This is a genomic window from Streptomyces sp. yr375 (assembly GCF_900110755.1).
Lineage (GTDB): Bacteria > Actinomycetota > Actinomycetes > Streptomycetales > Streptomycetaceae > Streptomyces.
The window spans coordinates 86,766-99,894 of the sequence record NZ_FOFF01000030.1; the positions used below are offsets into that span (position 1 = coordinate 86,766).

Genomic DNA, 13,129 nt, shown 5'->3' on the forward strand with positions numbered 1-13,129 from the left:
GCGCACCAACCGGCGCGGGACCTTCACGCAGCCGACGCGGAACCATCACTGAGGGGGAGCAGCAGGTGAGCATCACGGCCTCCGCGGCAGCCACCGGAGCAGGACGCGGCACCGGAGCCGCTCCCGCGGCGGGGACGGGGCTCGGTTTCTGCCGGGTCACCATCGTCGCCCCCGACAGCAGGATCGACGTGGCGCTGCCCGACGACATTCCGGTCGCCGACATCTACCCGGAGATCCTCAGGCTCTCCCGGCAGAGCCCCGCAGAGGGCGCCCCGGTCGGCTACCACCTCGTCCGCCGGGACGGCACCGTCCTCGACAGCTCCCGTTCGTTCGCCGCCCAGCACATCCTCGACGGCGAACTCCTCACGCTGCGCCCCTTCTCCGAGTCACTGCCGCCCGCCGTCTTCGACGACGTGTCCGAGGCGGTCGCCTCCGCCGTGACGCGCCAGCACACCCTGTGGAGCGGCGAACTGACCCGCGCCGCGGGCCTCGTCGGCGGAGGCGTCCTGCCGGCCCTGCTCGCCTTCGTGGCCTGGACCGGCGACCCGCGCCACGACACGCACGGCCTGCCCGGCGTCCTCGCCGCGGTCGTCGGCGTCCTGCTGGTCGCCCTCGCCGCTGTCCGGGCCCGCGTCTACGACGACCGCGGCTCCGCGATCGCCCTGGGACTCGGCGCGCTGCCCAACGTGGCGGTGGCGGGCTCCGGGATCCTCCCGCTCGCCGACGGCCAGGGCATCGGCAAGCTGCAGTTCCTGCTGGCCTGCGCCGCGGTGCTGCTGGCCGCGGTGCTGCTCACCCTGTGCTCCCCCCGTGGGGACGGCCCCTTCGTCGCCTTCGTGGTTGCCTCCGGCGCAGGCTTGGCGGCGGTGTTCGCGGCGATCCTCGCGCACTGGACACCGGCCGAGACCGCCGCCCTGTGCGCCCCCGTCGGCGTGGGCGCCCTGGCCTTCCTGCCCGGCCTGTCCATGCGCTTCGCCCGCCTGCCGATCGGCTTCGACGCCCCGGACTCCGCCCCGCGCAGCGCGTACGGCACCGATCCCACCCCGCGGGAGCCGGTCGACGCCGAGCGGATCGCCGCCCAGGCGCGCCGCGGCCACGAACTCCTGGTCGGCCTGGTCGGCGGCTGCGCGGTGATCACGGTCGGTGCCTGCGCGGTCCTCGGGTTCTCCGACGACGTCTGGGCACAGCTCCTCGCGCTCGCCACGGGCATCGCCCTGCTGATGCGCGCGCACCTCTTCCGCTACACCGCCCAGGTCGCCCCCGTGCTGGCCGCGGGCCTCGGTTCCCTCGTTCTGCTCGGACTGGGCCTGGCACTCGGCTCGCCGGACTCGGTGACCGGCACCGACCTGGACATCCGCACGGTCTGGCTGGTCGCCGCGATCGCGGGGGCCTCCGCGATCGTCACCGCGATCGGCCTGATCACCTCGCGGGGCGGTCTCACGCCGTTCTGGGGCCGGTTCATGGAGATCGCCGAGGGCTTCGTCCTGCTGACGCTGGTGCCGTTGGCCCTGGCCGTCTTCGACGTGTACACGGCAGCCCGCTCGATGACCGGCTGACCTTCCAGGCCATCTGCGGCCGCACCGGTACGGAAGAACGGAAGAGCGGCGCCCGATACCCCCCGGCCGCCGCTCGTCACCGCAAGGCTTCGGCTACTCCGCCGCCAGCCCCCCATTGAGCTGCGTGGGCTCCAGATCGAACTCGCCGTCCCGGGCGCCCAGCACGAAGGCGCGCCACTCCGCCTCCGTGTAGCGCAGCACCGTCTCCGTGTCGAGCGACGACCGCATCGCCACGGCGCCGTCGGGCAGGTACGCGATCTCGACGCGCTCCTCGTGCTCCTCCGTACCCGGTGCGCTCTGCCACTCGACGCCGGAGATGTCGAGCGCGTACAGCTCGTCCCGCTCCCGCTCCTTGCGCGCCTTGAGTTCCTTGTCCTCGGCATCGGCCATGTCGGCTCCGACCCTTCCCTCTGTTCCCACGGTTGCCGCTGATCCCACTGGGCCAACCTGTCCGTACGGTCTGTCTCTTCGCCCTGTTCGCCCTGTTCCAACGAGCTGTACGGTCACCCTACTTGTCGTAGTTCCCCCAGGTCAGAGGTTCGCCTTTTCCCGTTCGGGCCGGCCCCCGCCCCCGTACACTGCCTCCGCCGCTTCCCCCGCGCCCGGGAACGCCGGCGCCCGCCCGGGTCCACCCGAGCCCGTCCGGGCCCGCCCACGCCCGGACAAGCCCGGCGCGTCGGCCTGCTACCCTGGCTCTCGGCCGTTTGTGTACGCACCCCCGGAAAACCTCCAGGCACCCCCTGAAGGCTCTGGAGGTAGCGCCCAGCGGATCCCCGCCTCCCGAGTAACGGAAGCTCCCCCGAGACACAGACCGGGGGCACTCGGTGGCCACTGCACAGACTACGAGGAGTACGCGTGCCGCTCGACGCCGCTACGAAGAAGCAGATCATCACCGAGTTCGGCCAGAAGGAGGGCGACACCGGCTCTCCCGAGGTCCAGGTCGCCATGCTGTCGCGCCGGATCTCCGACCTGACCGGGCACCTCAAGACCCACAAGCACGACCACCACTCCCGTCGTGGTCTGCTGATCCTGGTCGGTCAGCGCCGTCGCCTGCTGCAGTACCTCGCCAAGAAGGACATCCAGCGCTTCCGTGCGCTGGTCGACCGCCTCGGCATCCGCCGCGGTGCGGCGGGCGCCAAGTAGGACGCCGTGAGGGGAGCGGTTCCCGGCCATCGGGACCGCTCCTTTTTGCTGTACGCACCTGTATAAACCTGTGCGTGCCGGTGTTCGCACCTGTTATGCATGCCGCACGCAACGATCACCGATGACCGACGATCGATGACCGACCATCGATGACCGGGCCGTCGTACGCCCGTCCCGTGCGGAAACGTGCGGAGTGTCACCAACGCTTTGTAGTGTGGTAGCACAACGCAATACGTACGACACAGCGTGATGACGTGTACTCGCTGCGGGTAGATGTCACCACGCACCACCGAACGAGGAGAAGCGCACCTCACCGCCGCCGGTCCTCGGTAGTGGCCCCCGGGCAAGAGAACCCCGGGTGCTTCGATCGAAGACCGGCCCGCACCGCACGGCGCGCTTCTCCACGACCGTCCCCCTGCCACACGGGCAGCGAGGGACGAAAGACGACAAGTATCGGAGAAAACGCTAGTGGAGAACGAGACCCACTACGCCGAGGCCGTTATCGACAACGGTTCCTTCGGCACCCGCACCATCCGCTTCGAGACGGGCCGCCTGGCCAAGCAGGCCGCCGGCTCCGCCGTGGCGTACCTGGACGACGACACCATGGTGCTGTCGGCCACCACCGCCTCCAAGAACCCCAAGGACCAGCTCGACTTCTTCCCCCTCACGGTGGACGTCGAGGAGCGGATGTACGCCGCCGGCAAGATCCCCGGCAGCTTCTTCCGCCGTGAGGGCCGTCCCTCCGAGGACGCCATCCTCACCTGCCGCCTGATCGACCGTCCGCTGCGCCCGTCCTTCAAGAAGGGCCTGCGCAACGAGATCCAGGTCGTCGCCACGATCATGGCGCTCAACCCCGACCACCTGTACGACGTCGTGGCGATCAACGCCGCCTCCGCGTCCACGCAGCTCGCCGGTCTGCCCTTCTCCGGCCCGATCGGCGGCGTCCGCGTCGCGCTGATCAACGGCCAGTGGGTCGCGTTCCCGACGCACACCGAGCTCGAGGACGCCGTCTTCGACATGGTCGTCGCCGGTCGCGTCCTGGAGGACGGCGACGTCGCGATCATGATGGTCGAGGCCGAGGCCACCGAGAAGACCATCCAGCTCATCGCGGGCGGCGCCGAGGCGCCGACCGAGGAGGTCGTCGCCGCCGGTCTGGACGCCGCGAAGCCCTTCATCAAGGTGCTCTGCAAGGCCCAGGCCGACCTCGCCGCCAAGGCCGCCAAGCCCACCGGCGAGTTCCCGGTCTTCCTCGACCACCAGGACGACGTCCTGGAGGCGCTGACCGCCGCCGTCCGCCCGGAGCTCGCCGCCGCGCTGACGATCCCCGGCAAGCAGGACCGCGAGGCCGAGCTGGACCGCGTCAAGGGTCTGGCCGCCGAGAAGCTCCTGCCGGAGTTCGAGGGCCGCGAGAAGGAGATCTCCGCCGCGTACCGCTCGCTGACCAAGTCCCTGGTCCGTGAGCGCGTCATCAAGGAGAAGAAGCGCATCGACGGGCGCGGGCTGACGGACATCCGTACGCTCGCCGCCGAGGTCGAGGCCATCCCGCGCGTGCACGGCTCGGCGCTGTTCGAGCGTGGCGAGACCCAGATCCTGGGCGTCACCACCCTCAACATGCTCCGCATGGAGCAGATGCTGGACACCCTCTCCCCGGTGACCCGCAAGCGCTACATGCACAACTACAACTTCCCGCCGTACTCCGTCGGCGAGACCGGCCGCGTCGGCTCCCCGAAGCGCCGCGAGATCGGCCACGGCGCGCTCGCCGAGCGCGCCATCGTGCCGGTCCTGCCGACGCGCGAGGAGTTCCCCTACGCGATCCGTCAGGTGTCCGAGGCCCTCGGCTCCAACGGCTCGACGTCCATGGGCTCGGTCTGCGCCTCCACCATGTCGCTGCTGAACGCCGGTGTGCCCCTCAAGGCCCCGGTCGCCGGCATCGCCATGGGCCTGATCTCCCAGGAGATCAACGGCGAGACGCACTACGTCGCCCTCACCGACATCCTCGGTGCGGAGGACGCCTTCGGCGACATGGACTTCAAGGTCGCCGGCACCAAGGAGTTCGTCACCGCCCTCCAGCTCGACACCAAGCTGGACGGCATCCCGGCCTCCGTCCTGGCCGCGGCCCTCAAGCAGGCCCGCGACGCCCGCCTCCACATCCTCGACGTGATGATGGAAGCGATCGACACGCCGGACGAGATGTCCCCCAACGCCCCGCGGATCATCACCGTCAAGATCCCCGTGGACAAGATCGGCGAGGTCATCGGCCCGAAGGGCAAGATGATCAACCAGATCCAGGAGGACACCGGCGCCGAGATCACGATCGAGGACGACGGCACCATCTACATCGGTGCCCAGGTCGGCTCGCAGGCCGAGGCCGCCCGCGCCACGATCAACGGCATCGCCAACCCGACCATGCCGGAGGTCGGCGAGCGCTACCTGGGTACGGTCGTCAAGACCACCACCTTCGGCGCGTTCGTGTCGCTGCTCCCGGGCAAGGACGGTCTGCTGCACATCTCGCAGATCCGCAAGCTCGCCGGCGGCAAGCGCGTGGAGAACGTCGAGGACGTGCTCGCCGTGGGCTCCAAGGTCCAGGTCGAGATCGCCGAGATCGACTCCCGCGGCAAGCTCTCCCTGATCCCCGTGGTCGAGGGCGAAGACGGCGGCGACGACGACAAGAAGGACGACACCGACAAGTGACGTCTCGTAGCTCCACGGCGACGGCCCGCACCTCTTCGGAGGCGCGGGCCGTCGGCCGTACCCAAACCCTGATCAAGGGCACGGCCGGCATCGGCGTCGTCCGCAAGACCACCCTCCCGGGCGGCCTGCGGATCGTCACCGAGACCCTCCCCTCTGTCCGCTCGGCCACCTTCGGCATCTGGGCGCACGTCGGCTCCCGCGACGAGACGCCCTCCCTGAACGGCGCCACGCACTACCTGGAGCACCTCCTCTTCAAGGGGACGACCCGCAGGTCCGCGCTGGACATCTCCTCCGCGATCGACGCGGTCGGCGGCGAGATGAACGCGTTCACGGCCAAGGAGTACACGTGCTACTACGCGCGCGTGCTCGACACCGACCTGCCGCTCGCCATCGACGTCGTCTGCGACATGCTGACCGGCTCCCTCATCCGCGAGGACGACGTCAACGTCGAGCGCGGCGCGATCCTCGAAGAGATCGCGATGACCGAGGACGACCCCGGCGACTGCGTCCACGACCTGTTCGCGCACACGATGTTCGGCGACAACCCCCTCGGCCGCCCGGTCCTCGGCACGGTCGACACGGTCAACGCCCTCACCGCCGACCGCATCCGCCGCTTCTACAAGAAGCACTACGACCCCACCCACCTCGTGGTCGCCGCCGCCGGCAACATCGACCACGACACGGTCGTACGCCAGGTCCGCGACGCCTTCGAGAAGGCGGGCGCCCTCAAGCACCCCGACGCCGAGCCCATCGCCCCCCGCGACGGACAGCGCGCGATCCGCACCGTCGGCCGCGTCGAACTGGTCGGCCGCAAGACGGAACAGGCGCACGTCGTCCTCGGCATGCCCGGCCTCGCCCGCACGGACGACCGCCGCTGGGCCCTGGGCGTGCTGAACACGGCCCTCGGCGGCGGCATGTCGTCCCGCCTGTTCCAGGAGGTCCGCGAGAAGCGCGGCCTGGCCTACAGCGTGTACTCGTACACCTCCGGCTTCGCCGACTGCGGCCTCTTCGGCGTGTACGCGGGCTGCCGCCCGTCGCAGGTGCACGACGTGCTGAAGATCTGCCGGGACGAACTCGACCAGGTCGCCGCCAGCGGTCTCTCCGACGACGAGATCGGCCGCGCCATCGGCCAGTTGAGGGGCTCCACGGTCCTCGGCCTGGAGGACACCGGCGCGCTCATGAACCGCATCGGCAAGAGCGAGCTGTGCTGGGGCGAGCAGATGTCGGTCGACGACATGCTGTCCCGGATAGCGGCCGTGACCCCGGACGAGGTCCGCGCGGTGGCCCGCGACATCCTGGGACGGCGCCCGTCGCTGTCGGTCATCGGCCCGCTCAAGGACAAGCAGGCCGCCAAGCTGCACGACGCGGTCGCCTAACCCACCCGTGAGGAAGCAGGAAGCAGGAACATGAGCAAGCTGCGCGTGGCGGTCCTCGGCGCCAACGGCCGGATCGGCTCCGAGGCGGTACGGGCGGTCGAGGCCGCCGAGGACATGGAGCTGGTGGCCGCCCTCGGCCGGGGCGACAAGCTGGCGACGCTGACGGAGACCGGCGCCCAGGTCGCGGTCGAACTCACCACACCCGCCTCGGTCATGGACAACCTCGACTACTGCGTAGAGCACGGCATCCACGCCGTGGTCGGCACCACCGGCTGGACCGAAGAGCGCCTCGCGCACCTCACGGGCCGGCTGGCCGAGTCCCCGGCGACGGGCGTGCTCATCGCGCCCAACTTCTCCATCGGGGCCGTCCTGACCATGAAGTTCGCGCAGCTCGCCGCGCCGTACTTCGAGTCCGTCGAGGTCGTCGAACTCCACCACCCGAACAAGGTGGACGCCCCGTCCGGCACCGCCACGCGCACCGCCCAGCTCATCGCCGAGGCCCGCCGCGAGGCCGGCACCGCCCCGGCGCCGGACGCCACCACGACGGCCCTGGAGGGCGCGCGCGGCGCCAGCGTGGACGGCGTCCCCGTCCACGCCGTCCGGCTGCGCGGCCTGCTGGCCCACCAGGAGGTCCTGCTCGGCGGCGAGGGCGAGACCCTCACCATCCGCCACGACTCGCTGCACCACAGCAGCTTCATGCCGGGCATCCTGCTGGGCGCCCGCCGGGTCGTCACGACGCCGGGCCTCACCTTCGGCCTGGAAAACTTCCTGGACCTCGGCTGACACTCCGACACTCCGAGACGCCGAGAATCCGACACCCCGAGGCTGACATGCGAGCCAAGCTCTCCTACGCCGTCACGGCCGCCGTCCTGGTCTTCTACTTCGTCCTGGTCGGCAGCCGCGGCGTCATGCTCATCCAGTCGGGCACGCTGCTGACGGTCACCTTCGGCGTGGCGGTGCTGATCCTGCCGGTCATCGGCGTCTGGTTCCTGTGGAAGAACACCCAGTTCGTCCGCCGGGCCAACGCCCTCGCCGCCGAGCTCGACGCCGAGGGCGGCCTGCCCGTCGACGAACTCACCCGCACCCCGGGCGGCCGCGTCGACCGCGACTCGGCCGACGCGGTCTTCGCCCGCCGCAAGGCCGAGACCGAGGCGTCCCCCGACGACTGGCGCACCTGGTTCCGCCTGGCCGTCGCCTACCACGACGCCCGCGACACCCCCCGCGCCCGCAAGGCCATGCAACGGGCGATCACCCTGCACACCGGCAAGCAACAGACCGAAACAGCCTGACGAAGACCGAGAAGACGGAAAAGACGGAGGGGCCGGCCCGCCGCACCCAGCGGCGAACCGGCCCCTCCGACCTGCATACGTTTCGCGGGATCAGCCGCGCAGACTCCCGTGCCGGTCCTGCCGGTCCTGCCGGTCCTGCCGGTCCTGTCGGTTCTCCGGCCGGTTCTCCGCGGCCCACGCCTCGACCGCGTCCGCCGCCCGGTCGAACGCCTCGGACCGCGCCAGGAAGTCCGCCCCGTGCGTGGTCAGCAGCGCCGTACCCGCCTCGCTGGGCCGGTCGTGCCGTACGACGGTCAGGGCCTGCCCCTGGACGGTCCGCGGCAGCCCCAGCCAGCGCACCGGCTGCTGCACGGTCCGCACGGCCACGACCCGCTCCCAGGGCACCGTCCGCGTGACGAGGAAGCTCACGTGCCGCAGCCCCCGGTCGCTCACCCACACCCCCACCCGCAGCAGCCGCAGGGCGCAGGCGATCACCAGCAGCGAGCACCCGAAGACCGCACCGGCCTCCGACACCGACCCGGTCAACGCGATGATGACGGCCGCGAACAGCACGTACGAGGCGAGCAGCAGCGCCAACGCGGCCACCCCGACCCGCCAGGGACCGGGCCGGTAGGGGCGCCGCCAGCGCTCGTGGTCGTCGAAGGGCAACGCGACGTCGTCCGCCGCCTCGAATGCGCGGTCGGCCGTCAGGAAGGGCAGGGGCACGGCGGGTCCTCACTCGATCATGCTGGGGCTGTGCCCGGTGAGGCTATCCGCCCGCGCCCCCGCTCACCATCATCGGGGGCCCGGACGGAGTCCGCGTCCTCGGGCCGCCCGCGACTACCGTGGTGGCACGTCCCGCGGCACGCCCGTCACCGTCCGGCCCAACGGCCCCCGTAAAGTTGGCGCCGCCCGGCAGACGCGATGGAAGGACCCCCGCACAGTGACCGACAGTCCCGCCGACGACCTCAAGCCCAGCTTCCGCAGCGATGTCACCGTCGAACTGGTCAAGCACACCGCGTCCGACGCCGACGTGCTCTTCGCCGCCCGTGTCTCGACCGCCGGCGAACAGTCCCTGGAGGAGCTGGGCAAGGACCCCGTGCGCTCCAAGGGGCTGATCAACTACCTGATGCGCGACCGGCACGGCAGCCCGTTCGAGCACAACTCGATGACGTTCCTGATCAGCGCCCCGATCTTCGTCTTCCGCGAGTTCATGCGGCACCGCGTGGGCTGGTCCTACAACGAGGAGTCCGGCCGCTACCGCGAGCTCCAGCCGGTCTTCTACGTCCCCGACGCGTCCCGCAAGCTGGTCCAGCAGGGCCGCCCCGGCAAGTACGTCTTCGTCGAGGGCACCGAGGCCCAGCAGGAGCTGGTGAGCCGCACGATGGAGGACTCCTACCGCCAGGCCTACGAGGCCTATCAGGAGATGCTCACCGCCGGCGTCGCCCGCGAGGTCGCCCGCGCGGTCCTCCCGGTCGGCCTGTTCTCCTCCATGTACGCCACCTGCAACGCCCGCTCGCTGATGCACTTCCTCGGCCTGCGCACCCAGCACGAACTGGCGACGGTCCCGTCCTTCCCGCAGCGGGAGATCGAGATGGTGGGCGAGAAGATGGAGACCGAGTGGGCCAAGCTCATGCCCCTCACCTACGCCGCCTTCAACGCCAACGGCCGCGTCGCCCCGTAGCGGCCGTAGCGGCCGTAGCCGCCGTTACGGAGATGAGCTGCGAAGACGAGCGACGGAGACGTATGTACGGATCATCCGTGCGAAGTGTCCGTATTGCGGCATTTAGAGAAGTTCATCTAGCCTGATCAAACGGACCCGGCACTGCTTGAACCCCCGAGCAGGCAGTGCCGGGCTCCTTCTTTGTCATGACTTTTCGGCACCCCCCGAGGGCAGACCCCACGGTGAGCAACGAGTAGCGTGTCACCCATGGCTCCGACCTCCACTCCGCAGACCCCCTTCGGGCGGGTCCTCACCGCCATGGTCACGCCCTTCACGGCGGACGGCGCACTCGACCTCGACGGCGCACAGCGGCTCGCCACCCACCTGGTGGACGCAGGCAACGACGGCCTGGTCGTCAACGGCACCACCGGCGAGTCCCCCACCACCAGCGACGCGGAGAAATCGGACCTGGTACGAGCCGTCCTCGAAGCCGTCGGAGACCGCGCCCACGTGGTCGCCGGCGTCGGCACCAACGACACCCACCACAGCGTCGAGCTCGCCAAGGCCGCCGAACAAGCCGGCGCGCACGGCCTCCTCGTCGTCACCCCGTACTACAACAAGCCCCCGCAGGAGGGCCTGTACCGGCACTTCACGGCCGTCGCCGACGCCGCCGACCTGCCGGTCATGCTCTACGACATCCCCGGCCGCAGCGGCGTCCCCATCGGCACCGAGACACTGGTCCGCCTCGCGGCGCACCCGCGGATCGTCGCCAACAAGGACGCCAAGGGCGACCTGGGCCGCGCGAGCTGGGCCATCGCCCGCTCGGACCTGGCCTGGTACTCCGGCGACGACATGCTGAACCTGCCGCTGCTCTCCGTGGGCGCGGTCGGCTTCGTCTCGGTCGTCGGCCACGTCGCCACGCCGGACCTGCGCGCCCTCGTCGAGGCGTTCACCGCAGGTGACGTCCAGAAGGCCACCGAGATCCACCAGAAGCTGCTCCCGGTCTACACGGGCATGTTCCGCACCCAGGGCGTCATGACGACGAAGGCGGCGCTCGCCTTGCAGGGCCTGCCCGCCGGCCCGTTGCGCTCGCCCATGGTCGAGTGCTCACCCGAAGAGATCGAACAACTCAAGATCGATCTTGCCGCGGGCGGGGTACAGCTCTGACAACAGACTTCACAACTGAATAAGCAGGCCACCGGTGCCTGCGATCCACAACGACAACTGCTTCTGCACGAACGTCATGCGCGCCACGTGCCCACCGGTACGTGGCGCGCGTGTTTGAGGAGAGTCTTTTGAGCCATCCGCATCCCGAACTCGCCCCGCCCCCGCCGCTCCCCGCGGGAGGCCTCCGGGTCACCCCGCTCGGCGGCCTCGGCGAAATCGGCCGGAACATGACGGTCTTCGAGTACGGCGGCCGTCTGCTGATCGTCGACTGCGGAGTGCTCTTCCCCGAGGAGGAGCAGCCCGGAATCGACCTGATCCTGCCGGACTTCACGTCCATCAGGGACCGCCTCGACGACATCGAGGGCATCGTCCTCACCCATGGCCACGAGGACCACATCGGAGCCGTCCCCTACCTCCTCCGGGAGAAGCCGGACATCCCGCTGATCGGCTCCAAGCTGACCCTCGCGCTCATCGAGGCCAAGCTCCAGGAGCACCGGATCCGCCCGTACACCCTCGAGGTGGTGGAGGGGAACCGCGAGCGGATCGGCCCGTTCGACTGCGAGTTCATCGCCGTCAACCACTCGATCCCGGACGCCCTCGCGGTCGCCATCCGCACGCCGGCGGGCATGGTGGTCCACACCGGCGACTTCAAGATGGACCAGCTCCCGCTGGACGGCCGTCTCACGGACCTGCACGCGTTCGCCCGGCTGAGCGAGGAGGGCATCGACCTCCTCCTCTCCGACTCGACGAACGCCGAGGTCCCGGGCTTCGTACCGCCGGAGAAGGACATCTCCAACGTCCTGCGCACGGTCTTCGGCAACGCCCGCAAGCGGATCATCGTGGCGAGCTTCGCCAGCCATGTGCACCGCATCCAGCAGATCCTGGACACGGCGCACGAGTACGGCCGCAGGGTCGCCTTCGTGGGCCGCTCGATGGTCCGCAACATGGGCATCGCCCGTGACCTGGGCTACCTCAAGGTCCCGCCGGGCCTGGTGGTGGACGTCAAGACCCTCGACGACCTCCCGGACCACGAAGTGGTCCTGGTCTGCACGGGCTCCCAGGGCGAACCGATGGCGGCCCTGTCCCGCATGGCCAACCGCGACCACCAGATCCGCATCGTCCCCGGCGACACGGTGATCCTGGCCTCGTCGCTCATCCCGGGCAACGAGAACGCGGTCTACCGCGTGATCAACGGCCTGACCCGCTGGGGCGCGAACGTCGTCCACAAGGGCAACGCCAAGGTGCACGTCTCGGGCCACGCGTCCGCGGGCGAGCTCCTGTACTTCTACAACATCTGCCGCCCGAAGAACCTGATGCCGGTCCACGGCGAATGGCGCCACCTGCGCGCCAACGCCGAGCTGGGCGCCCTGACCGGTGTCCCGCACGACCGCATCGTCATCGCCGAGGACGGCGTGGTCGTCGACCTCATCGAGGGCAAGGCGAGAATCTCCGGCAAGGTCCAGGCGGGTTACGTCTACGTCGACGGCCTCTCGGTCGGTGACGTCGGCGAGCCGGCCCTGAAGGACCGGAAGATCCTGGGCGACGAAGGCATTATCTCGGTCTTCGTCGTCGTGGACTCCTCCACCGGCAAGATCACCGGAGGCCCGCACATCCAGGCCCGCGGCTCGGGCATCGAGGACTCGGCCTTCTCGGCCGTCACCCCGAAGATCGCCGAGGTCCTGGAACGCTCGGCCCAGGACGGCGTCGTGGAACCCCACCAGTTGCAGCAACTCATCCGCCGCACCCTGGGCAAGTGGGTCTCCGACACCTATCGCCGCAGGCCGATGATCCTCCCGGTCGTGGTGGAGGTCTGAGCGACGTACGACCTCTCGTACGCGTGAACTAGGAGCGGGGCGCCTCGATTTGCATCGAGGAGCCCCGCTCAAGTACGTTTACGTCTCCGCCTGAACGGGAACCCGGCAGCTTCGTGCTCCGGAACCAGTCTCCGAGAGGGGCCGGGAAAACCGACTCAGAACTTCTGATAAAGTCGGAACCGCCGGAAAGGAAACCGCGAAACAAAAGCGGGAACCTGGAAAGCACCGAGGAAAGCGGATCGGAAAACGATCTGATAGAGTCGGAAACGCAAGACCGAAGGGAAAAAGCCCGGAGGAAAGCCTGAGAGAGTCTCTCGGGTGAGTACAAAGGAAGCGTCCGTTCCTTGAGAACTCAACAGCGTGCCAAAAATCAACGCCAGATATGTTGATACCCCGTTCCCGGCAGTGATAGCCGGGGATGAGGTTCCTTTGAAATAAGACACAGCGAGGA

Annotated in this window: 12 protein-coding genes; 9 read left to right on the top strand and 3 right to left on the bottom strand. The window is 69.6% G+C overall.

Annotated features, from left to right (window positions below; all coding sequences use genetic code 11):
* Nucleotides 1-65: 65 nt before the first annotated feature.
* The gene (eccD, locus tag BMZ82_RS25985) at nt 66-1,556 is read left to right on the top strand and encodes a type VII secretion integral membrane protein EccD (RefSeq protein ID WP_177244673.1); all 1,491 of its coding nucleotides are present in this window, start codon (nt 66-68) and stop codon (nt 1,554-1,556) included.
* A 93-nt stretch (nt 1,557-1,649) separates the two neighbouring features.
* Here the strand turns inward: eccD and BMZ82_RS25990 are convergent, their stop codons facing one another.
* Nucleotides 1,650-1,946, bottom strand: coding sequence for a DUF397 domain-containing protein (locus tag BMZ82_RS25990; RefSeq protein ID WP_093779815.1), 297 nt, complete (start codon nt 1,944-1,946; stop codon nt 1,650-1,652).
* A 465-nt stretch (nt 1,947-2,411) separates the two neighbouring features.
* Here BMZ82_RS25990 and rpsO point away from each other — a divergent pair, with 465 nt between their 5' ends.
* The 5 genes from rpsO (at nt 2,412) to BMZ82_RS26015 (ending at nt 8,055) form a co-directional block, all read left to right on the top strand.
* Nucleotides 2,412-2,699 (top strand): 30S ribosomal protein S15, encoded by a 288-nt coding sequence (rpsO, locus tag BMZ82_RS25995; RefSeq protein WP_093779816.1) that lies wholly within the window; start codon nt 2,412-2,414, stop codon nt 2,697-2,699.
* A 468-nt stretch (nt 2,700-3,167) separates the two neighbouring features.
* Nucleotides 3,168-5,390, top strand: a complete 2,223-nt coding sequence (locus BMZ82_RS26000) for a polyribonucleotide nucleotidyltransferase (protein WP_093779817.1) — start codon at nt 3,168-3,170, stop codon at nt 5,388-5,390.
* Nucleotides 5,387-6,766, top strand: a complete 1,380-nt coding sequence (locus BMZ82_RS26005) for a M16 family metallopeptidase (RefSeq protein ID WP_093779818.1) — start codon at nt 5,387-5,389, stop codon at nt 6,764-6,766. The genes BMZ82_RS26000 and BMZ82_RS26005 overlap by 4 nt, the downstream gene beginning before the upstream one ends.
* Before the next feature lie 30 nt (nt 6,767-6,796).
* Complete coding sequence (gene dapB, locus BMZ82_RS26010; RefSeq protein ID WP_093779819.1) at nt 6,797-7,549, top strand: 4-hydroxy-tetrahydrodipicolinate reductase; 753 nt, start codon at nt 6,797-6,799, stop codon at nt 7,547-7,549.
* A 47-nt stretch (nt 7,550-7,596) separates the two neighbouring features.
* A complete protein-coding gene (locus BMZ82_RS26015) occupies nt 7,597-8,055 on the top strand; it encodes a tetratricopeptide repeat protein (RefSeq protein ID WP_093779820.1) in 459 nt (152 codons plus the stop codon).
* Nucleotides 8,056-8,145: 90 nt separating this feature from the next.
* Here BMZ82_RS26015 and BMZ82_RS26020 read toward each other — a convergent pair whose 3' ends face one another.
* Nucleotides 8,146-8,760, bottom strand: a complete 615-nt coding sequence (locus BMZ82_RS26020) for a hypothetical protein (RefSeq protein ID WP_256252111.1) — start codon at nt 8,758-8,760, stop codon at nt 8,146-8,148.
* A gap of 217 nt (nt 8,761-8,977) precedes the next feature.
* Here BMZ82_RS26020 and thyX point away from each other — a divergent pair, with 217 nt between their 5' ends.
* From thyX to BMZ82_RS26035, 3 genes are all read left to right on the top strand, one after another.
* The gene (gene thyX / locus BMZ82_RS26025; RefSeq protein ID WP_093779821.1) at nt 8,978-9,718 is read left to right on the top strand and encodes an FAD-dependent thymidylate synthase; all 741 of its coding nucleotides are present in this window, start codon (nt 8,978-8,980) and stop codon (nt 9,716-9,718) included.
* Nucleotides 9,719-9,964: 246 nt separating this feature from the next.
* On the top strand, nt 9,965-10,864 hold the full coding sequence (dapA, locus tag BMZ82_RS26030; protein ID WP_093779822.1) for a 4-hydroxy-tetrahydrodipicolinate synthase: 900 nt from the start codon (nt 9,965-9,967) through the stop codon (nt 10,862-10,864).
* A gap of 128 nt (nt 10,865-10,992) precedes the next feature.
* Nucleotides 10,993-12,678 carry a ribonuclease J gene (locus BMZ82_RS26035; RefSeq protein ID WP_093779823.1) on the top strand — a complete coding sequence of 562 codons (1,686 nt, stop codon included), beginning with the start codon at nt 10,993-10,995 and terminating at the stop codon, nt 12,676-12,678.
* Nucleotides 12,679-12,833: 155 nt separating this feature from the next.
* On the opposite strand, the gene BMZ82_RS41240 is transcribed toward BMZ82_RS26035, so the two are convergent.
* Nucleotides 12,834-13,129: hypothetical protein (locus BMZ82_RS41240; protein WP_218159049.1), on the bottom strand; the 296-nt coding region annotated here is incomplete at its 5' end.

Coding starts and splice junctions, on each gene's coding strand:
- BMZ82_RS25990 (WP_093779815.1), bottom strand. CDS start 1,946: ATGGCCGATGCCGAGGACAAGGAACTCAAGGCGCGCAAGGAGCGGGAG.
- dapB (WP_093779819.1), top strand. CDS start 6,797: ATGAGCAAGCTGCGCGTGGCGGTCCTCGGCGCCAACGGCCGGATCGGC.
- BMZ82_RS26015 (WP_093779820.1), top strand. CDS start 7,597: ATGCGAGCCAAGCTCTCCTACGCCGTCACGGCCGCCGTCCTGGTCTTC.
- dapA (WP_093779822.1), top strand. CDS start 9,965: ATGGCTCCGACCTCCACTCCGCAGACCCCCTTCGGGCGGGTCCTCACC.